Origin of the sequence: Nitrobacter sp. Nb-311A (genome assembly GCF_000152905.1) — a bacterium.
GTDB lineage: Bacteria > Pseudomonadota > Alphaproteobacteria > Rhizobiales > Xanthobacteraceae > Nitrobacter.
The window spans coordinates 286,191-306,059 of sequence record NZ_CH672416.1 but is presented as its reverse complement, the minus strand read 5'-3'; the positions used below and the strand labels follow the sequence as shown (position 1 = coordinate 306,059).

Annotated in this window: 20 protein-coding genes, 2 tRNA genes and 1 pseudogene; 15 read left to right on the top strand and 8 right to left on the bottom strand. The window is 62.3% G+C overall.

Translation table 11 applies throughout. From position 1 onward, the window contains the following. Positions 1 to 129: 129 nt before the first annotated feature. From NB311A_RS10505 to NB311A_RS10490, 4 genes are all read left to right on the top strand, one after another. Positions 130 to 205, top strand: a tRNA-Thr gene (locus NB311A_RS10505). A gap of 66 nt (positions 206 to 271) precedes the next feature. Continuing rightward, positions 272 to 676 carry a hypothetical protein gene (locus tag NB311A_RS21980; protein ID WP_165475252.1) on the top strand — a complete coding sequence of 135 codons (405 nt, stop codon included), beginning with the start codon at positions 272 to 274 and terminating at the stop codon, positions 674 to 676. Beyond that, positions 640 to 1,119 (top strand): TerB family tellurite resistance protein, encoded by a 480-nt coding sequence (locus NB311A_RS10495; protein WP_009798515.1) that lies wholly within the window; start codon positions 640 to 642, stop codon positions 1,117 to 1,119. Before NB311A_RS21980 ends, NB311A_RS10495 begins: the two co-directional genes overlap by 37 nt. A gap of 105 nt (positions 1,120 to 1,224) precedes the next feature. Then, a complete protein-coding gene (locus NB311A_RS10490; protein WP_040674722.1) occupies positions 1,225 to 2,007 on the top strand; it encodes an SDR family oxidoreductase in 783 nt (260 codons plus the stop codon). A gap of 94 nt (positions 2,008 to 2,101) precedes the next feature. Here NB311A_RS10490 and NB311A_RS10485 read toward each other — a convergent pair. Further along, positions 2,102 to 2,177 (bottom strand) — tRNA-Ala (locus NB311A_RS10485). Positions 2,178 to 2,756: 579 nt separating this feature from the next. On the opposite strand from NB311A_RS10485, the gene NB311A_RS10480 reads away from it, so the two are divergent. From NB311A_RS10480 to NB311A_RS10470, 3 genes are read left to right on the top strand one after another with little or no spacing between them, the layout of a single operon-like run. Continuing rightward, the gene (locus tag NB311A_RS10480) at positions 2,757 to 3,047 is read left to right on the top strand and encodes a YggT family protein (RefSeq protein ID WP_040674890.1); all 291 of its coding nucleotides are present in this window, start codon (positions 2,757 to 2,759) and stop codon (positions 3,045 to 3,047) included. A gap of 11 nt (positions 3,048 to 3,058) precedes the next feature. Continuing rightward, positions 3,059 to 3,379 (top strand): DUF167 domain-containing protein, encoded by a 321-nt coding sequence (locus NB311A_RS10475; RefSeq protein WP_009798512.1) that lies wholly within the window; start codon positions 3,059 to 3,061, stop codon positions 3,377 to 3,379. A gap of 18 nt (positions 3,380 to 3,397) precedes the next feature. Then, positions 3,398 to 4,282, top strand: coding sequence for a bifunctional methylenetetrahydrofolate dehydrogenase/methenyltetrahydrofolate cyclohydrolase (locus tag NB311A_RS10470; protein WP_009798511.1), 885 nt, complete (start codon positions 3,398 to 3,400; stop codon positions 4,280 to 4,282). A gap of 231 nt (positions 4,283 to 4,513) precedes the next feature. Here NB311A_RS10470 and ppa read toward each other — a convergent pair whose 3' ends face one another. From ppa to NB311A_RS10445, 6 genes and pseudogenes are all read right to left on the bottom strand, one after another. Then, on the bottom strand, positions 4,514 to 5,044 hold the full coding sequence (gene ppa / locus NB311A_RS10465) for an inorganic diphosphatase (protein WP_009798510.1): 531 nt from the start codon (positions 5,042 to 5,044) through the stop codon (positions 4,514 to 4,516). A gap of 93 nt (positions 5,045 to 5,137) precedes the next feature. Further along, positions 5,138 to 5,647 (bottom strand): GNAT family N-acetyltransferase, encoded by a 510-nt coding sequence (locus NB311A_RS10460; protein ID WP_040674887.1) that lies wholly within the window; start codon positions 5,645 to 5,647, stop codon positions 5,138 to 5,140. Positions 5,648 to 5,995: 348 nt separating this feature from the next. Continuing rightward, positions 5,996 to 6,131, bottom strand: a pseudogene (locus NB311A_RS21325) (short-chain dehydrogenase); the annotation flags it as partial. A gap of 9 nt (positions 6,132 to 6,140) precedes the next feature. Then, the gene (locus NB311A_RS10455) at positions 6,141 to 7,400 is read right to left on the bottom strand and encodes an NAD(P)/FAD-dependent oxidoreductase (protein WP_009798508.1); all 1,260 of its coding nucleotides are present in this window, start codon (positions 7,398 to 7,400) and stop codon (positions 6,141 to 6,143) included. An 84-nt stretch (positions 7,401 to 7,484) separates the two neighbouring features. After that, positions 7,485 to 10,211, bottom strand: a complete 2,727-nt coding sequence (gene mutS, locus NB311A_RS10450) for a DNA mismatch repair protein MutS (RefSeq protein ID WP_009798507.1) — start codon at positions 10,209 to 10,211, stop codon at positions 7,485 to 7,487. A 154-nt stretch (positions 10,212 to 10,365) separates the two neighbouring features. After that, complete coding sequence (locus NB311A_RS10445) at positions 10,366 to 11,157, bottom strand: class I SAM-dependent methyltransferase (protein WP_050752105.1); 792 nt, start codon at positions 11,155 to 11,157, stop codon at positions 10,366 to 10,368. Positions 11,158 to 11,300: 143 nt separating this feature from the next. On the opposite strand from NB311A_RS10445, the gene NB311A_RS10440 reads away from it, so the two are divergent. The 3 genes from NB311A_RS10440 (at position 11,301) to ispG (ending at position 14,589) form a co-directional block, all read left to right on the top strand. Then, positions 11,301 to 12,161: an alpha/beta fold hydrolase gene (locus NB311A_RS10440; protein ID WP_009798504.1), complete on the top strand. Its 861-nt coding sequence runs from the start codon at positions 11,301 to 11,303 to the stop codon at positions 12,159 to 12,161. Positions 12,162 to 12,534: 373 nt separating this feature from the next. Beyond that, the gene (locus NB311A_RS10435) at positions 12,535 to 13,032 is read left to right on the top strand and encodes a Fur family transcriptional regulator (RefSeq protein ID WP_009798503.1); all 498 of its coding nucleotides are present in this window, start codon (positions 12,535 to 12,537) and stop codon (positions 13,030 to 13,032) included. Between the two features lie 264 nt (positions 13,033 to 13,296). After that, complete coding sequence (gene ispG / locus NB311A_RS10430) at positions 13,297 to 14,589, top strand: flavodoxin-dependent (E)-4-hydroxy-3-methylbut-2-enyl-diphosphate synthase (RefSeq protein WP_009798502.1); 1,293 nt, start codon at positions 13,297 to 13,299, stop codon at positions 14,587 to 14,589. 5 nt (positions 14,590 to 14,594) lie between these two features. Here the strand turns inward: ispG and NB311A_RS10425 are convergent, their stop codons facing one another. Next, positions 14,595 to 15,521 (bottom strand): polyprenyl synthetase family protein, encoded by a 927-nt coding sequence (locus NB311A_RS10425; protein ID WP_009798501.1) that lies wholly within the window; start codon positions 15,519 to 15,521, stop codon positions 14,595 to 14,597. Between the two features lie 260 nt (positions 15,522 to 15,781). On the opposite strand from NB311A_RS10425, the gene mtgA reads away from it, so the two are divergent. From mtgA to NB311A_RS10400, 5 genes are all read left to right on the top strand, one after another. Then, positions 15,782 to 16,462, top strand: coding sequence for a monofunctional biosynthetic peptidoglycan transglycosylase (gene mtgA, locus NB311A_RS10415; RefSeq protein ID WP_009798499.1), 681 nt, complete (start codon positions 15,782 to 15,784; stop codon positions 16,460 to 16,462). Between the two features lie 99 nt (positions 16,463 to 16,561). After that, positions 16,562 to 16,747 (top strand): 50S ribosomal protein L32, encoded by a 186-nt coding sequence (gene rpmF / locus NB311A_RS10410; RefSeq protein ID WP_009798498.1) that lies wholly within the window; start codon positions 16,562 to 16,564, stop codon positions 16,745 to 16,747. 115 nt (positions 16,748 to 16,862) lie between these two features. Next, complete coding sequence (locus NB311A_RS10405; RefSeq protein WP_040674886.1) at positions 16,863 to 17,519, top strand: hypothetical protein; 657 nt, start codon at positions 16,863 to 16,865, stop codon at positions 17,517 to 17,519. Positions 17,520 to 17,578: 59 nt separating this feature from the next. Then, positions 17,579 to 17,734 carry a hypothetical protein gene (locus NB311A_RS21970; RefSeq protein WP_165475251.1) on the top strand — a complete coding sequence of 52 codons (156 nt, stop codon included), beginning with the start codon at positions 17,579 to 17,581 and terminating at the stop codon, positions 17,732 to 17,734. Between the two features lie 299 nt (positions 17,735 to 18,033). Further along, entirely contained in the window at positions 18,034 to 19,812 is a 1,779-nt protein-coding gene (locus tag NB311A_RS10400; RefSeq protein WP_297533662.1) for a bifunctional diguanylate cyclase/phosphodiesterase, read from the top strand. The last annotated feature ends 57 nt before the right edge of the window (positions 19,813 to 19,869 follow it).

The following is a 19,869-nucleotide window of genomic DNA, read 5'->3' as shown; positions in this document are numbered from 1 at the left end:
CGGCCGGGCGGCGATTTTTAGCGGCGGCGCGGCGGCCGGGTTCTTGCCAAGGGAGGTCGTGCCCGATATCAGAGGTCCCGCGCGCCGGACGGTTGCCGGGGCCGCAAACACGGCATGTTGTAAAGGATAGCCGCTTTAGCTCAGTTGGTAGAGCACATCATTCGTAATGATGGGGTCGCGTGTTCGAGTCACGCAAGCGGCACCACTTCCTTCATCGTTCGATCCAAATTGGTGGGAACGGTCGCCGTCGAGACCAGCAAGATTTTACCTGATGGAGCGCGCCAATGGTCCGTTTTGTCGTCGTTTTATCGTTTCTTCCCTTGCTCGCCGCCGCGGCATCGGCGCAGACCGCTGCGGAGAAGCGCAATTCCGGTTGCTCGCGCGACGCCGCCAAATATTGCCGGGCCCAAATGAACCATGGCGACATGGCTGTGCTCACGTGTTTGAAGGCGCACCGCGCGAAGCTGAGCAGAAAGTGCGCGAGGACCTTGGCGGCGCACGGCCATTAAATCAACAGCGACCTGGTCTTGCCGACGTGGAATCCGGCTGCGAAACTCCGGCATATGGCGCACGTTTTGCGTTCCGCGCGCGTATTGAACATACTCTTGCGACATTCCAAACGCTGCGGCAGATGGATCAATGCTTGATAGATTGCGCCATTTCATCATCGACGTGATATCGCCAGAGGCACCTGAGCATCGATCATTCGATGAGAATGGCTGCAAGCTCGCGGCGACCGCGCTGTTCATCCATGTCATCTCACTCGATGGCCAGCCTTCCGACGTGGAAATCCGCAAGCTGCACGAACTGATCGAAACCCGTTTCGGATTGGATCCCGGTATTGCCGACAAGTTGATCACATCGGCGACGCTGGCCGAAGGCGAGGCGGTCGACCTCTATCAATTCACCAGTGTGCTGATGCGTTCGCTGAATGATGAAGATCGTTTGCGCATCGTCGAAATGATGTGGGAGTTGGTCTATGCGGACGGCCGCGTCAGCGAATTCGAGGAAAATGTCGTGTGGCGCGCCGCTGATCTGCTGGCCATTTCGTCGCGCGATCGTATCAAACTCAAGCATCGCGTCGGCCGCAAGCGGCCAGCGCCCGATGCTGCGACCTGACCGGGGGTCTGCGAAGCAAGACTCCAGCGATAAGCCGGCAAGCCCGGTCGTTGCATCGAGCCTTGATCGTGTCATGTTCTAACCATTTCGAGGTAAGAGCAGATCGTGACTAACCCGGTAACATTGATAACAGGCGCGTCCTCCGGGATCGGCGCCGAGTTCGCGCGGGTATTCGCTGCGCATGGACACAGGGTGGCTCTGGTCGCCCGGCGTGCCGATCGCCTCCACGCCCTTGCGGCTGAAATCGTCGCATCGGGGCGCATGGCTCCGATCGTCATCTCCTGCGATCTCGGCGAGGCGGGTGCGGCAGACCGGATCGCGGCGGCGCTCACGGCCGAACGTGTCGAGGTCAAGTATCTCGTGAACAATGCCGGCTACGGGCTGTTCGGTCACGCCGTCGAACTGGATCGCGCCGATCAACTCGCGATGATCGACGTCAATGTTCGGGCGCTGACGGATTTGTCGCTGCGGTTTTCCGAAAGCTTGATCCGGCTGCGCGGGGGCATTCTCAACGTCGGGTCGATCGCCGGATTTCTGCCGGGGCCGGGCATGGCCGTCTATTATGCGTCGAAGGCCTATGTCCTGTCGTTCAGCGAGGCGTTGCGCGGCGAACTCGGTCCCCGCGGCGTCCGTGTCACCGTGATCTGTCCGGGCCCGGTCCCAACCGAGTTTCAGGCGCGAGCCGGTGTGAAACCCGGTTTCCACTCCTCAATCCTGAAGGTATCTGCAAAGGATGTCGCTCTGGCGGGTTATCGGGGGCTGATGGCCAACAAGAGGGCGGTGCTGCCCGGCCTGGGGATCAGAATGCTGCCGTTGTTGCTTCGGCTGTTTCCGCGCGACGTTATCCTATGGGCTGCCGCAGGGTTTCAGACGCGAAGAGGATTGTGAGGCTTCATCGGCCTGTGTGGATACTGACGTCGCGATGACGCCGACGAAGTCCGGAGAAGCGGGTGAAACAAAGCAGTTAGGGAAGCCAAGCAATTGGTGGAGCCAGGCGGGATCGAACCGCCGACCTCGTCATTGCGAACGACGCGCTCTCCCAGCTGAGCTATGGCCCCGTCTGCGATCGGCGGCGAATAAACGGCGCTCCGACCGGAACGCCGCCATTTACAATCCTCGCCAACGGCAAGTCAAGAACGGTCAAAATAGTGCGAATCGGCTCTTTAGACCTCATTTGCCCGGCCTTCCCTTGTTTAGCCGGAACCGAAACGATATTTAGCAGGCTCGTGTTCCGCGTTCGAAGCCCGTTCCCGTGACTGCGCTATAAAGCGACGAATCTTCGAAATCCAGGGACACGAGAGACCAATGCTCGTAGAGCCTTTGCGCTTTTGACGGAGTCAGAAGCGGGGCTCTATGATTTTGACTTGACGCGTTTTCTCACGCGAACCGGTATCCACTTCGCTCGAAAACGCTATAGTGTGGCTGCAATTCGGAGGTTCTCTTGACGGACTTTTGGCTAGGTAAAGGAACATTCGAACCGCCGCTTCAGACACCGGTGGTCAGATCCTGACATTCGCATCCGGTTTCACCACGCGTTCCCGCGAATGTCAGAATCGAACATCACTGGCAAATAAGTCGCGAACGTCAAATTCACTCCAATGGTCGTGTTCACGATCAAACCCGCGAGCCAATCCGCCATGCGAGCCATACTGGATATCGTTCTTATCATCCTTGACCTCTATGTTTGGCTGCTGATTGCCTCGGCGATCCTGTCATGGCTGATTGCGTTCAATGTGGTGAATACCCGCAATCAGTTCGTCGCCGCGGTGGCTGAGTTTCTGGAGCGGATCACCGAGCCTCTGCTGGCGCCGATCCGCCGGATGCTGCCGAATCTCGGCGGGCTGGATATTTCTCCGATCATCCTGATTCTGATCATCCTGTTCATGCAGCGAGTCATCACCTATTACATCTACCCTGCCGTGTTCTGACCGGCAGCCTGATGGAGCCGTGGCGGTATTCTTCGCAGGGGCTCCGCATCGCCTTGCGAGTGACGCCGCGCGGCGGCCGCGACGGAATCGACGGCATTGAAATGCTGGCGGACGGCCGGCCGGTGGTGAAAGTTCGCGTACGTGCCGTTGCCGAGGGCGGCGAGGCCAACCGAGCTGTCATGGCGGTGCTGGCAAAGGCGCTGGGCGTACGGAAAGTCGACGTCCGGATACTTGCGGGAGCAACGTCGCGGCTGAAGCAGGTCGCAGTCGAGGGCGATCCCGTTCAACTCGGCGACGCCCTGCGGGCATTGACGGCGGCTCAATCGAAATAGCCCGAACTGAGGATCAGCATGGCGGCCAGTATCATCGATGGAAAAGTCATCGCCGCCGATTTGCGTGCGCAGGTGGCCGGTGAGGTGACGCGGATGAAGCGTGATCACGGGCTGACGCCGGGTCTCGCCGTGGTGCTGGTCGGCAACGATCCGGCGAGCGAAGTCTACGTCCGCAGCAAGCACAAGCAGACCCAGGCCGCCGGCATGGCGTCGTTCGAGCATACGCTGTCCGCGGACGTCGCGCAGGCCGATCTGTTGGCGCTGATCGCTGAACTGAATGCGGATCCCGCCGTTCACGGCATTCTGGTTCAACTGCCGCTGCCGAAGCGGCTTGATACCGGGGCGGTCATCGCCGCCATCGATCCGGCCAAGGATGTCGACGGGCTGCATCCCCACAACGCCGGCCGCCTCGCGGGCGGCCTGCCAGCCCTGTCGCCTTGCACGCCGCTCGGCTGCATCATCCTGACCAAAAGCGTGCATGCCTCGCTCGAAGGCCTGGACGCCATCGTGCTCGGACGCTCCAATCTCGTGGGACGGCCGCTGGTGCAGTTGTTGCTGAATGAAAACGTTACGGTGACGATCGCGCATTCGCGCTCCCGCAACCTGCCTGAACTCTGTCGCCGCGCCGATCTCGTCTATGCGGCTGTCGGCAAGGCCGAAATGGTCCGCGGCGACTGGCTCAAGCCGGGCGCGACCGTGATCGATGTCGGCATCACGCGCGTGCCGACAGTCGAGGGCCAAACGCGGCTGATAGGCGATGTTGCATTCAATGAGGCGATGAAGGTCGCGGGCGCGGTCACGCCGGTTCCCGGTGGCGTCGGGCAGATGACCGTGGCTTGCCTGTTGGTCAACACGCTTCGCGCGGCTTGCGCGATCAGAGGGCTGCCTGCGCCGGGGGTATGAACGCCGAAGGGCGTCATTGCCGACTTGATCGTCTATGGAATTGTCGCGTTTCCGAGCGAAGCATGTCCTCGGGCTTGACTCGAATGGAATCCGGTTCGCGTGACGAAAGGCATCAAATCAACATCTGAGAGCCGCGCTTCTGATTTCATCAGAAGCGAAATGGCTCTATCGAATTCGCGTGCGACGCGAGTGGCGCAGCTTTTGAAAGCTGTGCCCGTGAATGACGCTCGATTACGCGCCTTCGGCCCGCGTGATGGCCTCCAGGATCAACTTGTGGGCCTCGTCAGCACTACCCCAGCGCAGCACCTTGACCCATTTGCTCGGTTCGAGGTCCTTGTAGTGCTCGAAGAAGTGCTGGATTTGCTGCAGCGTTATGTCCGGCAGGTCGCTGTAGTTTCTCACCCTGTCGTATCGCTGGGTCAGTTTCGACGTCGGAACGGCGATGATTTTCTCGTCGCCTCCTGCCTCGTCCTCCATCAAGAGCACGCCGACCGGCCGCACGCACATTACGGCGCCCGGCACGATGGCGCGCGTGTTGGCGACCAAAACGTCGCAGGGATCTCCATCTTGCGACAGCGTGTGCGGGATGAAGCCATAATTGCCGGGATAGCGCATCGCCGTGTAGAGAAACCGGTCGACCACCAGTGTGCCGGCATCCTTATCCATCTCGTACTTGATCGGCTCACCGCCGACCGGCACCTCAACGATGACATTCACCTCGTGCGGCGGATTGGGTCCGGTCGAGATCGCGTCGATACGCATCGGTGCCCCATGATTGAAGAGTGTTGGTCAACACATTTTGGTCTGATGTGTTTTCTTCACGCGAGCAGGTCATCCACCTCGCTCGAAAACGCACTAACTCGTCCAGGCGAACGCCATCTTGTCGAGCGACTTCGGCCCGAACTTCTCGGAGGAGCGGGCGACCATGCGGCCACCGAGTGCACGATAGAATTCCATCGCGGGCTCGTTGTCGGACAGCGCCCACGTCACCATGCTTTTCAGCCCGCTTTGTATCAAATCGCGCCGGGCCGCGGTGAACAGACGCCGGCCGAAGCCTAAACCCTGGAATTCGGGGCGCAGGTAAAGCTCGTAAATTTCGCCATCATACTGCAGGCTGCGGGCGCGGTTGCGGCCGTAGTTGGCGTAGCCGGCGACGCTTTCGCCGAATACCAGAACGCTGATGCGGCTGCCCTTGCGGATCGCGCTATCCCACCAGTGCGGGCCGCGCCGGTTGATAAGCTTTTCCAGCTCCGCTCCGGGGATGATGCCCTGATAGGTCGAACGCCAGGACTCGTCGTGCGTTGCTGCGACCGCGGATGCATCCGCGACCTTGGCTTGCCGGAGTTCAATCAGGATCGTGCTCATGTCCCGATCAAAGCAAGTCGGCGCGCCGTCTTCAAGCTCCATCGTTAATTAAGGGTTAAAATGTGGATTTCGCGTATCACAGGTGCGACGTTTTGTATCGAAAAGGGACAGTTGCGGCGCGGGGAACGCGACACGTCGATAGAGAAATCGGTTGGAGACATCGTGACGTCTGCGGGATCTGTTCGCGGCCTGGCAAACGCACGAAAATATCGGAGGGAATCATCGGCACGAGGAAGTTGTTGATGCGCTTCATTGCACCCGCAAGCTGTTCCGGTTGCGACGTGCCGACCGCATCGCCGATGGCGGCGATACACTCTTAAAAGACGGAGTCGGTGCGTCGTCGTCCGTCTATTTTGTCGTATAGCCGCCGTTGACCAGAATCGTCCGGCCGGTTCATCCACCAGCCGTCCGACACCAGAAACCGGATGAAGGGGACGATATCGCGAATGCCGGTGAGGCCGGTGCCGGTGAATTTCGATCGCGCGGGCAGCGATCAACTCCGCCTTGCCGCCATCACTTCTCCCGCGGCCCGCTCGCCGCTATCGCGCGCGCCGTGCGCCGTGGAAAAGAAGTTCGCCGACGTGGCTTCGCCAGCAAAAAACAGGCGGCCGTCGACCGGCATGGCGAGGATGGCGCGGGCACAGGCCCGGCCCGGCAGAGCGTGGGAATAGGCGCCTTGCGCGAAGGGATCGCTGGCCCAGCGCGATTCCGCGAGGGGCGTCAACTTGCTGCGAAAATCGGAGCCGAGCAGTGCCACGATCTCGTCGATCGCCTGCGCCGCGAACGCGCCATCGCCAGCGGCTTCCAGTTCGCGCGCAAAGCTGCCGCCGAAAAAGCCCTCGATGCAGGGCTGGCCGAACGGGCGCATGTGAAAGGCTCCCGTTCTCGTCCGCATGGTCGCGCCGCTCAGGTTGCCGTCTTTCGGCACCATGTTTTCGGGATCGTCGAGCGCCAGTATGACCTTGTCGTCGACGCCGAGCGGCAGGCCGGCCGCGGCGTTCACTTTTGCGGGCAGCTCGGGATGAAAGCGGATTGATTCGTTCGCGAGCAGATTGGTCGGGACGGTGATGATCACCTGCGTCGCGGACAGCGCGCCGTTCGATGTTTCGATGCGAATGCGCGGAGCGGAATGATCGATGCGCCACACCCGCGTGTTCAGCACGAGCGGACAGGGCCGCGCGTAGGCCGCGATCAGCGCGCCGTAGCCGCGGCGCACCCGCCAGTTTACCTTTGTATCTTCATACGCGCCTGTGTCGCGAACCGAGACGCCGTCGAGTTCGCAGCCGTTCACATAGGTCGAGATGGCGTCGATCATCGGATTCCAGCGGTTGCCTTGTTCGAGATAGCGAGTGGCAGTGTCGTCTGCATCGTCGGTATCGTTCTTCGCTGCTTTCTGGATGCGGTCGTCGAACGCATCCAGCGCGGCAAAAAAATTCTCGCGTTCGGCCGCCGTGAATCCGGTGGCAAAGTTTTGCTCGCGCCATGGGGGCGGCGTTTTGTCGATTTCGAAGCCGAGCTTGTCTGCGATTGGAACGAAGGAGTTCCTGTCGGCCGAATGCAGCCAGCCGCAGCCGAGATCGAAGACGATGCCGGGGGCGGGAATAATGGTGTGGGCGCGTCCGCCGACGCGATCGCGAGCTTCCAGCACGATGACGGAGAGGCCGGAGTCTTTCAGTGCATCGGCCGCGCCGAGCCCGGCGGCGCCGGCTCCGATAATGGCGACATCGACGTTGGAAGGGAAACTTTGCGACATGTCGCCACGCTGACTAACGCTCTATGATTTTATTTTGACGCGTTTCCTTCACGCGAACCGGTGTCCGCTTCGCTCGAAAACGCTCTATTGTTTCGGCAGTTTCGCCTTCAGCGCATAGAGCGCGTCCAGCGCCTCACGCGGCGACATCTCGTCGGGGTGCAGGGATGTCAACGCTTCGATCAATGGAGCGGTTTCGCTCGATGGTGCGGATTCGCCGACCCTGCGCGCGGGCACCGCGAACAGCGGCAGATCGTCCGCCAGCGCGCGCGCGGTCGATCCGCGATCCTGCGCCTCCAGTTTCGCCAGCACGGATTTCGCCCGCGCAATGACCGAGGGTGGAAGCCCGGCGAGCCTGGCTACCTGGATGCCGTAAGAGCGGTCGGCGGCGCCAGGCAGCACTTCGTGCAGGAATATGACCTCGCCATGCCATTCCTTGACCCGAACGGTGGCGTTGAACAGCCGCGGCAGCTTTGCCGACAGCGCGGTCAGTTCGTGATAATGCGTGGCGAACAGCGCGCGGCACCGGTTGCTTTCGTGCAGGTGCTCGATGGTCGCCCAAGCGATCGACAGCCCGTCGAAGGTCGCGGTGCCGCGGCCGATCTCGTCGAGAATGACCAGCGCGCGTTCCGACGCCTGATTGAGGATGACGGCGGTTTCCACCATCTCCACCATGAAGGTCGAGCGTCCGCGCGCGAGATCGTCGGCAGCGCCCACGCGTGAGAACAGCCGGTCGATCATGCCGATGCGCGCGCGGCGCGCTGGCACGAAACTGCCGATCTGCGCCATCAGCGCGATCAGCGCGTTCTGGCGCAGAAACGTCGATTTCCCGGCCATGTTCGGACCGGTGAGCAGCCAGACCTGCCCCGAAGTCTGGCCTGGGCCCGGCGACAGATCACAGGCGTTGGCGATGAACGGCTGGCCGGTGCGCTTCAGCGCCTGCTCGACCACCGGATGCCGCCCGCTTTCGATGGCGAAGCCGAGCGAGGCGTCAACCTCCGGCCGGGTATAATTCTCGTCGATCGCGAGTGTTGCGAGCGCCGCCGCGACGTCCAGTTGCGCGAAGGCGTGCGCGGCATTGCGTATTTCGTCGCCATTCTGGATTGCCATCCCGGCAAGCCGCTCGAAAATTTCAAGTTCAAGACCAAGCGCGCGTTCGCCGGCATTGGCGATCCTGGCTTCGATTTCACCAAGCTCCGATGTGGTGAAACGCACCTGACCTGCCAGCGTTTGGCGATGGATGAAGGTGGCGTTCAGGGGAGCGCTCATCAGCCGGTCGGCATGCTGCGCCGTCACCTCTACGAAATAGCCGAGCACGTTATTATGGCGAATTTTGAGCGTCTTGACGCCGGTCTCCTCGGCGTAGCGTGCCTGCATCGCGGCGACGACCAGGCGCGAATCGTCGCGCAGCTTTCGTGCCTCATCGAGCGCGGCGTGATAGCCTTCGCGGACGAAGCCGCCGTCGCGCTTCATCAGGGGCAGGCTCTCGGAGAGAGCGTTGCCGAGTTCGCGCGCAAGCTCGCGGGACGGCCGCCGCAACCCCTGCATCGCCGCGGCGATGTCCTCCGGCGGATCAGGAAACTCCGCGAGCCGCGTCAGCGCCTGGTCCGCCGCCATGATGCCGTCACGCAGGCCTGCGAGGTCGCGCGGTCCGCCGCGCCCGAGCGAAAGCCGCGCCAGGGCCCGCGACATGTCAGGCGCGGTCCGCAGGATGGCGCGGATGTCATCGCGCGCCGTGTTGTCCGAGGTGAATGCGGCGACGGCATCGAGCCGCCGGGTGATCGCCGCCGTGTCGGTCAGCGGGGCCGCCAGCCGTTGCGCCAGAAGGCGCGATCCCGCCGCCGTCGTGGTGCGGTCGATGGCGTCGAGCAGCGAACCGCGCCGTTCGCCGGCGAGTGTGCGCGTCAGTTCGAGGTTGGCGCGGGTGGCGGGATCGATCGCCATGGTGCTGCCGGACGCCTCGCGTGATGGCGGCGAGAGCGGTGGCCGTTGGCCGATCTGGGTGCGGTCGATGTAGGTGACGGCGGCGGCGGCCGCGGTCGCTTCCAGCCGCGACATGGCGCTGAGGCCGTCCATGGTCGCCACGGCGAAGTAATCGCATAGTCGCTGTTCGGCGGTGGCGCCGTCGAACACGTCGCGGGTCAGTGGCGTCACCGACGGCAGTTCGCGCAGCAGGACGTTCAGGCCCGGGTCGCCATGGAGTGCGTCGGATACGATCACCTCATTGGGATTGATGCGCGCGAGCGTCGCCGCGAGTTCACTGGCTCCGCATTCGGTGACCATGAATTCGGCGGTCGAGATGTCGATCCAGGCTAGCGCGAAACGATCCGCGTCGGAGGACGCTCGCGCGCGCGCCAATGCCAGCAGGTAATTGTTGGCTCTGGCATCGAGCAGCGTATCTTCGGTCAGCGTTCCTGGTGTGACAAGCCGGATCACATCGCGGCGAACCACGCTCTTGTTGCCGCGTTTGCGCGCGGCGGACGGGTCCTCCGTCTGTTCGCATACCGCGACCCGGTGGCCGGCTGCGATCAACCGGTGCAGGTAGTCGTCCGAGCGTTCGACCGGAACGCCGCACATCGGGATGTCCGCGCCCTGATGCTTGCCGCGTTTGGTCAGCGTGATGCCGAGCGCGCGCGAGGCGATTTCGGCGTCCTCGAAGAACAGCTCGTAGAAATCGCCCATCCGGTAGAACAGCAGCAGGCCGGGATTGGCCGCCTTTATTTCAAGGTACTGTTCCATCATCGGCGTCACCCGCGCCGCCTCGGCGGGGGCGGCCGGGTTTGGTGATATCGGCACGGTGCGCTGGATCGTCATGGCGGCGAAGCTACAAAGTTTCGGCGCCGGCTCCTACGGCATTGCGGCGGTCGTGCGTCTTTTCCACGCATCGCTTCGCGGTTGCGTCGTGGAGCGATCTTGCTATCGCCCTGCTCTTGAAAGAACCGGAGAAACAAACAAGCGCTGATAGCGATCAGGGCACGGTTGCCCAGGCCCCCACAAGACGAGGGTAGAAAACGCAATATTCGTCGGAAGCGGCTTCCTGCAAAAGCCGCTGGCGCAGCGTATCAATCCCCACGATTTCCTCGGTCGCTATTCCCAGCTTCACGATCGCCGGCAGCAGGCTGCGCACGGAGTCGACCAGGAAGTCTATTGCCGCGTCGTTAGCGGGCGTTATCCGGGTGAGCCCAGCCATCTCCGGTGTCAAACCCGCGGCACGGAACGTACTGAACAGCGCCACCCCCATATCGAGCTGGCGTCCGATCCGGCGATAAACCTCATTAACCCAGCCGATACACTGTTGGAAAAAAGTCAACGGCGGATAGACCTCTGCCGTACTCAGATCAAATTCGATAAACGACATGATCGCTCCGGTCCGCAACCGGCTGCGCAGCGCGCTCAATGCCTGCGCCGGGTTTGCAAGATGGATAAGAATAAATCGGCCTATGACCGCATCGAACGGGGTGCATTCCTCAAGGCTTTCGAGCGTTCCCTGCGAGAAGCTCGCCCAGGTCTTGCCGTCGGCCTCAAGCCGCATCCGCGCAATCGCCAGCGCCTCGGCTGCCGGATCGATTCCCTTTACGGTTCCTTCCTGGGAAACGAGGTCTGCAGCAATCAGGGAAACATCGCCCACGCCGCAACCAATATCGAGAACCTGCATCCCCTTCTTTAGTCCAGCGCGCTGGAGAAGATCACGTGTGAGATCGGAGAATAGCGCGCCCTGGCGGCCAAGCCTCTTAAGTTCTAGATCGGAATGTCCCAACACATAATCTGCGCGGGTCTTACCGTCCTGATCTTCGGCCGCCGCAGTGTCGGCTCCAGAAAGAGGCGGATTCCTCACAAATGTCTCCTAAATCTTTCACACCTTTTACATTTTATCGCGCCTAGGCTGGACGCAGAGGTACGAAAATGTTGTCGCGCACGATCGATACGCCACAAGGGCGGGTGGCCTTCTTGGAAAGTTCAGGGAGCGGCACGCCTGTCGTTTTTATACATGGAAACTCGACCTGTCGTGACGTATTTCGATATCAGTTCGAAACGGCGTTGGCGACCACACAGCATATCATCGCGATCGATTTGCCGGGGCACGGACAATCGGACGACGCGCTGGATCCGCGACAAGCTTATACCATTCCCGGTTATGCGGCCACGCTGATCGAGGCTTTGCGATCGTTGAACGTTACGCGGGCGGCGCTCGTTGGCTGGTCGCTGGGTGGACATATCAGCCTCGAAATGATCGGGCAGGGGTTTGAAGCCGTCGGCGCCATGATCGTCGGCGCGCCGCCCGTTAAGCCTGGTATTCTGGGAATGTTCCGCGGCTTTCAACCCCAGCTCGATCTGCTGCTCGCCACCAAACGCACACTGAATGCGCGCGATATCAGCCGATTTGCACGTGTCTGCGTCGGGGAGAAGCACGCGGCGCAGCTTCACGACACGATCGCGCGCACGGACCGTCGCGCGCGCCAGATCCTGGGGCGTGGATTGAGAGCCGGACTCGGCGTCGATCAACGCTGGATCGTCGAAAACCTGCCGACACCGATTGCCGTCGTCAACGGTTCAGAGGAGCCGTTTGCGCGTCTCGACTACGTGGCAGGCATCTCCTACGAATCCCTTTGGGATCAACGCTGCCATATCATCGACGGCGTCGGCCACGCGCCTTTCCTCGAAGCGCCCGAGCGGTTCAATCCGCTGCTGTTTCGCTTTCTGAATGACATCGATTTCAGCCGCACCGACAATACAACGCAGCAACGAATCCGTAGCGTTGCTTGAGCGCCGCGCACCAAGCCAAGCGTCCCGAGCGCCGATCCCTTCGACGACGTTTCGGATGAGCATGGATTCCCTGTAAAGCTCTCGACCTCGCGCCGCTGAGCCCCACTCACCACCACATGGTGGACGTTGGCCCATTGCGGCTCCTGGGTGATTGGCATCAGATTCGCGCCGTAACGAACTGCATAAAATTTTCGCGGCGCTGCGCCGCAAGACCACGAGTGTCGCGCCGGTTCCAGCCATGGATCATCCGGCCCGAAGAGGCTTGACGCTCGGGCTCCTTATACTGCAATGCAGCATGAGTCGAAAATTGTCGGGGTGATGTTGCTGAAATGAGAGCAGAACCGGCTTAAACGGGTTAAATGGGTGAGTCGAAATGACCGCGACGAGACCGACATTCCCCGTTCCGGGGCACGACCATAACCGGTGCGCCGCGGAGGCGATCAGCCACGCGGAGCAAATCTGCGCGCGGCGTGCTCAGAAATTCACGCCGATCCGCCGCCAGGTGCTGCAGGCGTTGCTGTCGAGCCATCGGCCGCTCGGCGCTTATGAAGTGATCGAGGAACTGGCGAAATCGATGCCGCGTCCTGCGCCGATCACCGTCTATCGCGCGCTGGATTTTTTGATAGGAAACGGGCTGGTTCACCGTATCGAAAGCCGCAATGCGTTCCTGGCCTGCGGGCACGATCACGATGAGAGCGCGATGGTGGCGTTTTTGATTTGCGAGCAGTGCGGCTCGGTCGGCGAAATTCCCGCGAGCCGCGTGGCGCAGAGTCTGAGCGATGCCGTCCGCACCACGGGGTTCACACCGAAACTGTCAGTGGTCGAAATTACTGGCACCTGCGCGCATTGCCAGAACGCATCCAAAAAATAATCGTCGCCCGCCGCGAATTTCCGTTGATCGTTGAATTGATGTCATATGATAATTTGTTGTATTTCAATATCTTACATTGATTTCGCAGTGGATTTCCGGCTTTTGCCTTTGTTTTGGCTCTCGGGACTGGCTATCTCAGGCTTTGAGATGCGACTTTCAGCATCGCGGCGCTGTGGTAATGCTGGTCACAGACCTGCAACCGGCGCACCTTAACTCTCACATTGATCCGTTGCTGAATCTTACGAAAACCTGATATTTGAGCCCATGAACAAGTTGGAAAGTCCGTCGGAAATCGACGTCGCAGGTCCGAGCCCGCGGCACAAGACCACGCAGGTGATGGTCGGCAATATCACTGTCGGCGGTGGCGCGCCGATCGTGGTGCAGTCGATGACCAACACCGACACCGCTGACGTCGAGGGCACGATCGCCCAGGTCGCAGCCTTGTCGCGCGCCGGTTCGGAAATGGTTCGCATGACGGTGGACCGCGACGAGGCCGCCGCCGCCGTGCCGCATATCCGCGATGGTCTTCGCAAGCGCGGCATCACCACGCCGCTGATCGGCGATTTCCACTATATCGGCCACAAGCTGCTCGCCGATCATCCGGCCTGCGCCGAGGCGCTCGACAAGTACCGGATCAATCCGGGCAATGTCGGGTTCAAGGACAAGCGCGACAAGCAGTTCGGCGACATTGTCGAAACGGCGATCAAGTACGGCAAGGCGGTGCGGATCGGCGCCAACTGGGGTTCGCTCGATCAGGAATTGCTGACGCATCTGATGGAGGAGAACGCCAGTTCGTCCGCGCCGCGCGACGCCCGCGCGGTGACGCGCGAGGCGATGGTGCAATCGGCGTTATTGTCGGCGAAGCGCGCCGAGGAGATCGGGCTGCCGAAGACCAAGATGGTTTTGTCGGCGAAGGTCTCGGCGGTGCAGGATCTGATCGCCGTCTACCAGACGCTGGCGCAGCGCTCCGATTACGCGATCCATCTCGGTCTCACCGAGGCCGGCATGGGCTCGAAGGGCATCGTCGCCTCAAGCGCCGCGCTCGGCATCCTGCTCCAGCAGGGCATCGGCGACACCATCCGGATTTCGCTGACGCCGGAGCCCGGCGGCGACCGCACACTGGAGGTTCAGGTCGCGCAGGAACTGTTGCAGACCATGGGCTTCCGCACCTTCGTGCCGCTGGTCGCGGCATGTCCTGGCTGCGGCCGCACGACTTCGACCACCTTCCAGGAACTGGCGCGGTCGATCCAGGATTTCATCCGTGACGAGATGCCGAACTGGAAGGCGCAATATCCCGGCGTGGAGCAGCTCAACGTTGCGGTCATGGGCTGTATTGTCAACGGCCCTGGCGAATCCAAGCACGCTGATATCGGCATCTCGCTGCCCGGCACGGGCGAAGCGCCGGCGGCGCCGGTTTTCGTCGACGGCAAGAAGTTCAAGACGCTGCGCGGGCCGGCGATCGCGCAGGATTTCAAGGCGCTGGTGATCGATTACATCGAGCAGCGTTATGGCAACGGCGGCAAGGCGCGGGCCGAAGCGGTGAGTGCGGCGGAGTAGCCGGTTCAGCTCTTGCGGTCGGCGACGAAGTGCGCTGCGGCGCGCAGCACCTCACCGCGTGTACCGAATACCGACAACGCTTCATCCGCCTTCGCCAGAAGGTCCCGAACGCGTTTCTTGGCGCCGTCAATGCCGAGTTGGGTGACGAAAGTGGTTTTGCCGAGCGCTGCGTCAGCGCCGGCCGGCTTGCCGAGCGCGGCCGCGTCGCCTTCGACGTCGAGAAGGTCGTCGGCGATCTGGAAGGCTTCGCCCAGCGCGCGACCGTAAGTGTCGAGAGCCTGATAATCTTCCTGCGAGGCCTGGCCCAGCAGCGCGCCGGCGATGCAGCCGAAGCGCAGCAGCGCGCCTGTCTTCATCTGCTGCACGCGCGCCACGTCGACCGGCCCGCGGTCGCCGAAGCGTCCTTCACCGGCGAGATCGAGCAACTGCCCGCCGACCATGCCGCCGATGCCGGCGGCGCGCGCCAGCGCGCGCGTCAACAACAGGCGAACAGTCGGATCCTGATGGACCTCGTCGCGGGTGATGATATCGAAGGCGAGCGTCAAAAGACCGTCGCCGGCCAGGATGGCGGTGGCGTCGTCGGTGGTCTTGTGCAGGGTCGGCCGCCCGCGGCGCAGGTCGCTGTTGTCCATCGCCGGCAGGTCGTCATGAATCAGCGAATAGCAATGGATGCATTCGAGCGCCGCGCCGGCCAGCAGCGCCGCCTCGCGCGCCACGCCGAACACGGCCGAACTTTCGACCACGAGAAACGGCCGCAGCCGCTTGCCGCCGCCGAGCGAGGAATAGCGCATGGCGTCCATCAGCCGCTTCGGGCGCGCGATCTCGTCGGGCAGGGGGGCGTCGGAAAGCAGCTTTTCCAGCAGGGCCTCGGTCTCGTCCGCCGTGCTGTCAAGGCGCTTTGCGAAATCGGCGGATGAAAGTCCTGACGTCATCAAATGGCTCCAAAAACTGAAAACGGCGTCCTGACCGCAAAAGTCCGGCGAGGTCGATTTTTGCGGGACAATCCTTCATGGTATCGGCTTCGTCAATTCCGGGCGGCCGACAATCTGCCGCGCGGCCATGGTGATCGACAGAGGGAGTTTTCGATGCCTTCTTACACCGGCTCCGGTGTCATTAAGGGCGATTTTGTGAATGCTCTTCGTCGCGGGCGCGATGAACCTGCCCGTCGATCGCCCGAAGGCTTTGTGGCCTGATGCGGCGAGCGATCCGCGTCGTGGCGCTCTCCGTCATCGGACTGCTGTTGTTGCCTTATCTGCTGACGCCGCTGTATCGGACCGGTCATCCGGTCTCGACGCTGATGATATGGCGCAAGCTTTCGGGCGCGCCGATGTCGCGGCAGTGGATCGATTTCGCCGCGCTTCCGCCGGCGTTGCCGCGTTCCGTGGTCGCGTCGGAGGACGCCAAGTTCTGCAGCCATCACGGCATTGATTGGGGTTCGCTGCGGGAAGTGCTCGATGATGCCGAGGACGGCGAGTTCAAGCGCGGCGGCTCCACCATCACGCAGCAGGTGGCGAAAAATCTGTTTCTCTGGCCGGGACGCAGCATGGTCCGCAAGGCGCTGGAATTTCCGCTGGCGTTCTGGATCGATGCGGTGCTGCCCAAGCGGCGGATTCTCGAAATCTATCTGAATATTGCGGAATGGGGCCCGGACGGCCAGTTTGGCGTCGAGGCAGGGGCCCGCTATGCCTTCGGGCGATCCGCAGCCCACCTGACGGCGCGGGAGGCGGCGCTCATGGCTGCGATCCTGCCTAATCCGGTCCGGCGCAGCGCCCGAAAGCCGGGGCCCGGGGTTCGCCGGCTGGCCGGAACCTATATGGTCCGGGCCCGGGCAGCCGAACTGCGCGGTTGCTGGCGCGACGATCGTGGCCTATAAGGCCGGGCTTACCAGCATTCAACGCGCGTTCGGGACTCGCCGCGCCTGCTTATTGGCGTTTCGAGACGGAACTCGACAACATCCTGCAAGGACACGGATATGGCCGTTCCAAGAAGAAAAACATCGCCGTCGCGGCGCGGCATGCGCCGTTCGGCGGATGCGCTCAGCAAGCCGACCTACGCCGAGGACAAGGATTCCGGCGAGCTGCGCCGTCCTCACCATCTCGACCTGAAAACCGGCATGTACAAGGGTCGGCAGGTTTTGAAGGCCAAGAGCGACTCCTGACTCCAGGCCAGATCAGGCTTGCGGTCGGGAACAGGCGCGGGGGCTGGACTGAAGGGTACGCCAGGGATTCGGCACGCGGTTCGACCCTCCCGCTTGAATGAAGGAGGCCTCGGTGATGTCCGTAATCGGTTTCCCGCTGCTTCTAATTCCGCTGGCGATCTGCAACATCATCGTTTTCCTGATGCCGGGCGTCCTGTTGACGGAGCCCGTTGCCACATTGACCTTGATGTCGGGTGTGCCTTGGCTGGTGACGCTCGGAGATGCGCTGCTCGCGCTCGGCATCGTGCTGTTGCTGTTCGAGGTTGTCAAAGGCGCCCGCCCCGGTGGCAAGTATCTGACCGACCATCTGCTGTCGCTGGTGGTGTTCGCAGGCGCTGCGGCGGAATTCGTGATGCTGCCGCAATTCGGCTCGTCGACCTACTTCATGCTGACGCTGCTGGCGCTGGTCGACTTCCTCTCGGGGTTCGCCTTGCGCGCGCGGCGGCCGGCCCGTGCCGCCGCCGGACCGTCGCAAGACGTGGCGGAGGCAGCCGAAGCGCGCGAATCGCGCGTCGATCCGGCGCCTGCATCCCTGACGGCATCGGTTTCCTTGTCGCAGCCTGCCGACGCTTCAGCGGCCCCTGCCGGACCTGTCCCGCAGAGTGCTCCGGAGTCGGCAATCGTTCATGGTGAGGCTGCCGGAATGGAACCGCATCCGGACGTTCCGGGTCCTGGCATCCAGCCGGGCGGTGAGACGCCGACGCCTTCGGATCAGTCCGGCCGTCAGGCTTAGATGACGCGCAGTAGCCGCGGTCCTGACTGCGCGCTCGCCTGATTCCGCTCGCCCGTTGAATGATAGGCGGCCTGCGCGACCTGCGGCGTGGCACGGCGGAATATCCGCGTTTGTGGACCATTTACCGCAATGGCGATCAGTTGAGTGACGAAGAAGGCGTCATGGTGCGCCGCGCAACGCCGAACGGGACGATGCTCCACAGCCGCGACGGCTGACATGGGTTCGGGGCTTGTAAACTTCCTCGTGCTACCACGATCCCGCGCGATACTGGCAGTGATTCGGCTCATTCCTGCGATCGTCATGTTCATCAGCCTATGCGGATGTGTTGTTCCGGGACATGGAGCCCCGCTCTCGCAACCGCCATCGCAAGAGCCGTGCCGGGGATCTCTTTCTGGGGATTTGGGTTGGAAATGGTGGTTTTTCAGGTTGTATGTGAACTTTACCTAGCGTGAACGGGATGGAACGACCTATTCTTCAGCGGGGAATCACTTCAGCGTCCCAAAATGAGGCGACCGTGACATCCGCCATTTTACCGGCAGTCGATCCCTCGTCCGGCGCGGATGCGCCACAAGCCGCCAGCGCCCCAGCGCCCCTGTCCCCGACGGCTCAAGGGCCTCGGGTGCCGGCGATTCTTGCGGCGCTTGGTCGGGCCGCGTTTGCCTGGGATATTCCAAGCGATACCATGACCTGGACCGAGGGAGCGGCGTCGATCTTTCAGGGCATCGACCCCGCCTTGCTTGCAACCGGAGCCGGGTATGGAAGCCTGATCGAACCGTCGGGATCGATCCGGGTCGATGTTCTGTCCGCCACGCCAACCACACGGCGGCTCTGCGAAGGGGGAGTGCCCTATCGCATCGAATATGGATTGCGCGCCAGCGCCTCCACGCCTGCGCTGTGGATCGAGGAGTCCGGATGCTGGTTTGCCGACGCCGATGGCAAAACAGTGCGCGTCGAGGGTATCGTGCGGCTTGAGAATGAGCGGCGCGCGCGCGACGAGCGGCTTATCAGTTTGTCCCGGAACGACGCCCTGACCGGCGAGCTTAACCGCACGTATCTGACGGCGGCGCTCGCCGAAGCGATCGAGGAGGCCACCCGCTACCGCTCCTCGTTCGCTTTCATGATGGTCGGGATCGATCACCTCGCGCGCATCAACAATGCTTTCGGATTCGACGTCGCCGACGAGGTGATCGGAGACGTCGCCAGGCGCATCAGGGCACGATTGCGCGGCGGCGACGTACTTGGCCGCTTCTCCGGCAACAAGTTCGGAGTGATACTGAAGAACTGCGGCCTGGATGACGCAAGTGTCGCGGCCGAACGCCTTCTGGCAGGCATCCGCGAAGAGATTGTGATTACCAAATCCGGCCCCGTTTCGGTCACCGCCTCGATCGGCGCCGTTCTGGCCCCGCGCTATGCTCGTACCGCCGATGAAGCCATCAATCGCGCTCAGGAAATTCTCGAGGCCGCGAAAAGTCGCCGCAGCGGTTCGCTCGCAATGTGGCGACCCGATATCGAGCGCGATGCGCAGCGGAGAATCAACATCCGGGTCACCGACGAGATCGTCACTGCGTTGAACGAGCGCCGCATTCTCACCGCGTTCGAACGGGTGGCCGACGCGCGCACGCGCGAAGCGGCGTTTTATGAATGCCTGGTCCGGATGGAGCAGCACAATGGTCAGGTCCTGCTCGCGCCCGATGTTGTGCCGGTCGCGGAGAAGCTCGGCCTGATCCGTCTGGTCGATCATCGCGTGCTCGAGCTTGTGATCGCCGAGCTCGCCGAAGCGCCCCAGGTCCGGCTCAGCCTCAATATATCGCCGGAAACCACCATGGACGTCGACTGGTGGGCCGCGATCGAAGCGCTGATGGGCGCGCATCCTGGCGTGGCCGAACGCCTGATCGTGGAGATTACCGAAACCGCGGCGATTCAGGATATCGACGACATCCAGCAATTCGTTGTGCGGTTGAAGAATTTGGGCAGTCGCATCGCGATCGACGATTTCGGCGCCGGCTACACCTCGTTCCGGAACTTGCGCAAGCTCGGCGTGGACATCGTCAAAATCGACGGCGCGTTCGTGCAGAACCTCGCGCACTCCTCCGACGACCGGGCATTCGTACAGACGCTGATCGATCTTGCCCGGCGGCTCGATATCAGGACGGTTGCCGAATGGGTTCAGGACGAGCAGTCGGCTGCCATGCTGCGCGACTGGGGCTGCGACTATATCCAGGGCAGGCTGATCGGCCTTGCTTCGCCGGCGCGACCGTGGAGCGTTCCGGCGGCCGTTCCGGCGACGAACTGAGACCCTTCATTCGCATCGGCAGGTGCTGCCCCTTCCTTCTGCCGGGCAGAATGAAAA

Excerpts from the sequence above, each read along its gene's own strand:
- NB311A_RS21980 (WP_165475252.1), top strand. The coding sequence starts at position 272 with ATGGAGCGCGCCAATGGTCCGTTTTGTCGTCGTTTTATCGTTTCTTCC.
- NB311A_RS10495 (WP_009798515.1), top strand. The coding sequence starts at position 640 with ATGCTTGATAGATTGCGCCATTTCATCATCGACGTGATATCGCCAGAG.
- NB311A_RS10480 (WP_040674890.1), top strand. The coding sequence starts at position 2,757 with ATGCGAGCCATACTGGATATCGTTCTTATCATCCTTGACCTCTATGTT.
- NB311A_RS10475 (WP_009798512.1), top strand. The coding sequence starts at position 3,059 with ATGGAGCCGTGGCGGTATTCTTCGCAGGGGCTCCGCATCGCCTTGCGA.
- NB311A_RS10470 (WP_009798511.1), top strand. The coding sequence starts at position 3,398 with ATGGCGGCCAGTATCATCGATGGAAAAGTCATCGCCGCCGATTTGCGT.
- ppa (WP_009798510.1), bottom strand. The coding sequence starts at position 5,044 with ATGCGTATCGACGCGATCTCGACCGGACCCAATCCGCCGCACGAGGTG.
- NB311A_RS10460 (WP_040674887.1), bottom strand. The coding sequence starts at position 5,647 with ATGAGCACGATCCTGATTGAACTCCGGCAAGCCAAGGTCGCGGATGCA.
- NB311A_RS10455 (WP_009798508.1), bottom strand. The coding sequence starts at position 7,400 with ATGTCGCAAAGTTTCCCTTCCAACGTCGATGTCGCCATTATCGGAGCC.
- mutS (WP_009798507.1), bottom strand. The coding sequence starts at position 10,211 with ATGACGATCCAGCGCACCGTGCCGATATCACCAAACCCGGCCGCCCCC.
- NB311A_RS10440 (WP_009798504.1), top strand. The coding sequence starts at position 11,301 with ATGTTGTCGCGCACGATCGATACGCCACAAGGGCGGGTGGCCTTCTTG.
- NB311A_RS10435 (WP_009798503.1), top strand. The coding sequence starts at position 12,535 with ATGACCGCGACGAGACCGACATTCCCCGTTCCGGGGCACGACCATAAC.
- ispG (WP_009798502.1), top strand. The coding sequence starts at position 13,297 with ATGAACAAGTTGGAAAGTCCGTCGGAAATCGACGTCGCAGGTCCGAGC.
- NB311A_RS10425 (WP_009798501.1), bottom strand. The coding sequence starts at position 15,521 with ATGACGTCAGGACTTTCATCCGCCGATTTCGCAAAGCGCCTTGACAGC.
- mtgA (WP_009798499.1), top strand. The coding sequence starts at position 15,782 with ATGCGGCGAGCGATCCGCGTCGTGGCGCTCTCCGTCATCGGACTGCTG.
- rpmF (WP_009798498.1), top strand. The coding sequence starts at position 16,562 with ATGGCCGTTCCAAGAAGAAAAACATCGCCGTCGCGGCGCGGCATGCGC.
- NB311A_RS10405 (WP_040674886.1), top strand. The coding sequence starts at position 16,863 with ATGTCCGTAATCGGTTTCCCGCTGCTTCTAATTCCGCTGGCGATCTGC.
- NB311A_RS21970 (WP_165475251.1), top strand. The coding sequence starts at position 17,579 with ATGATAGGCGGCCTGCGCGACCTGCGGCGTGGCACGGCGGAATATCCG.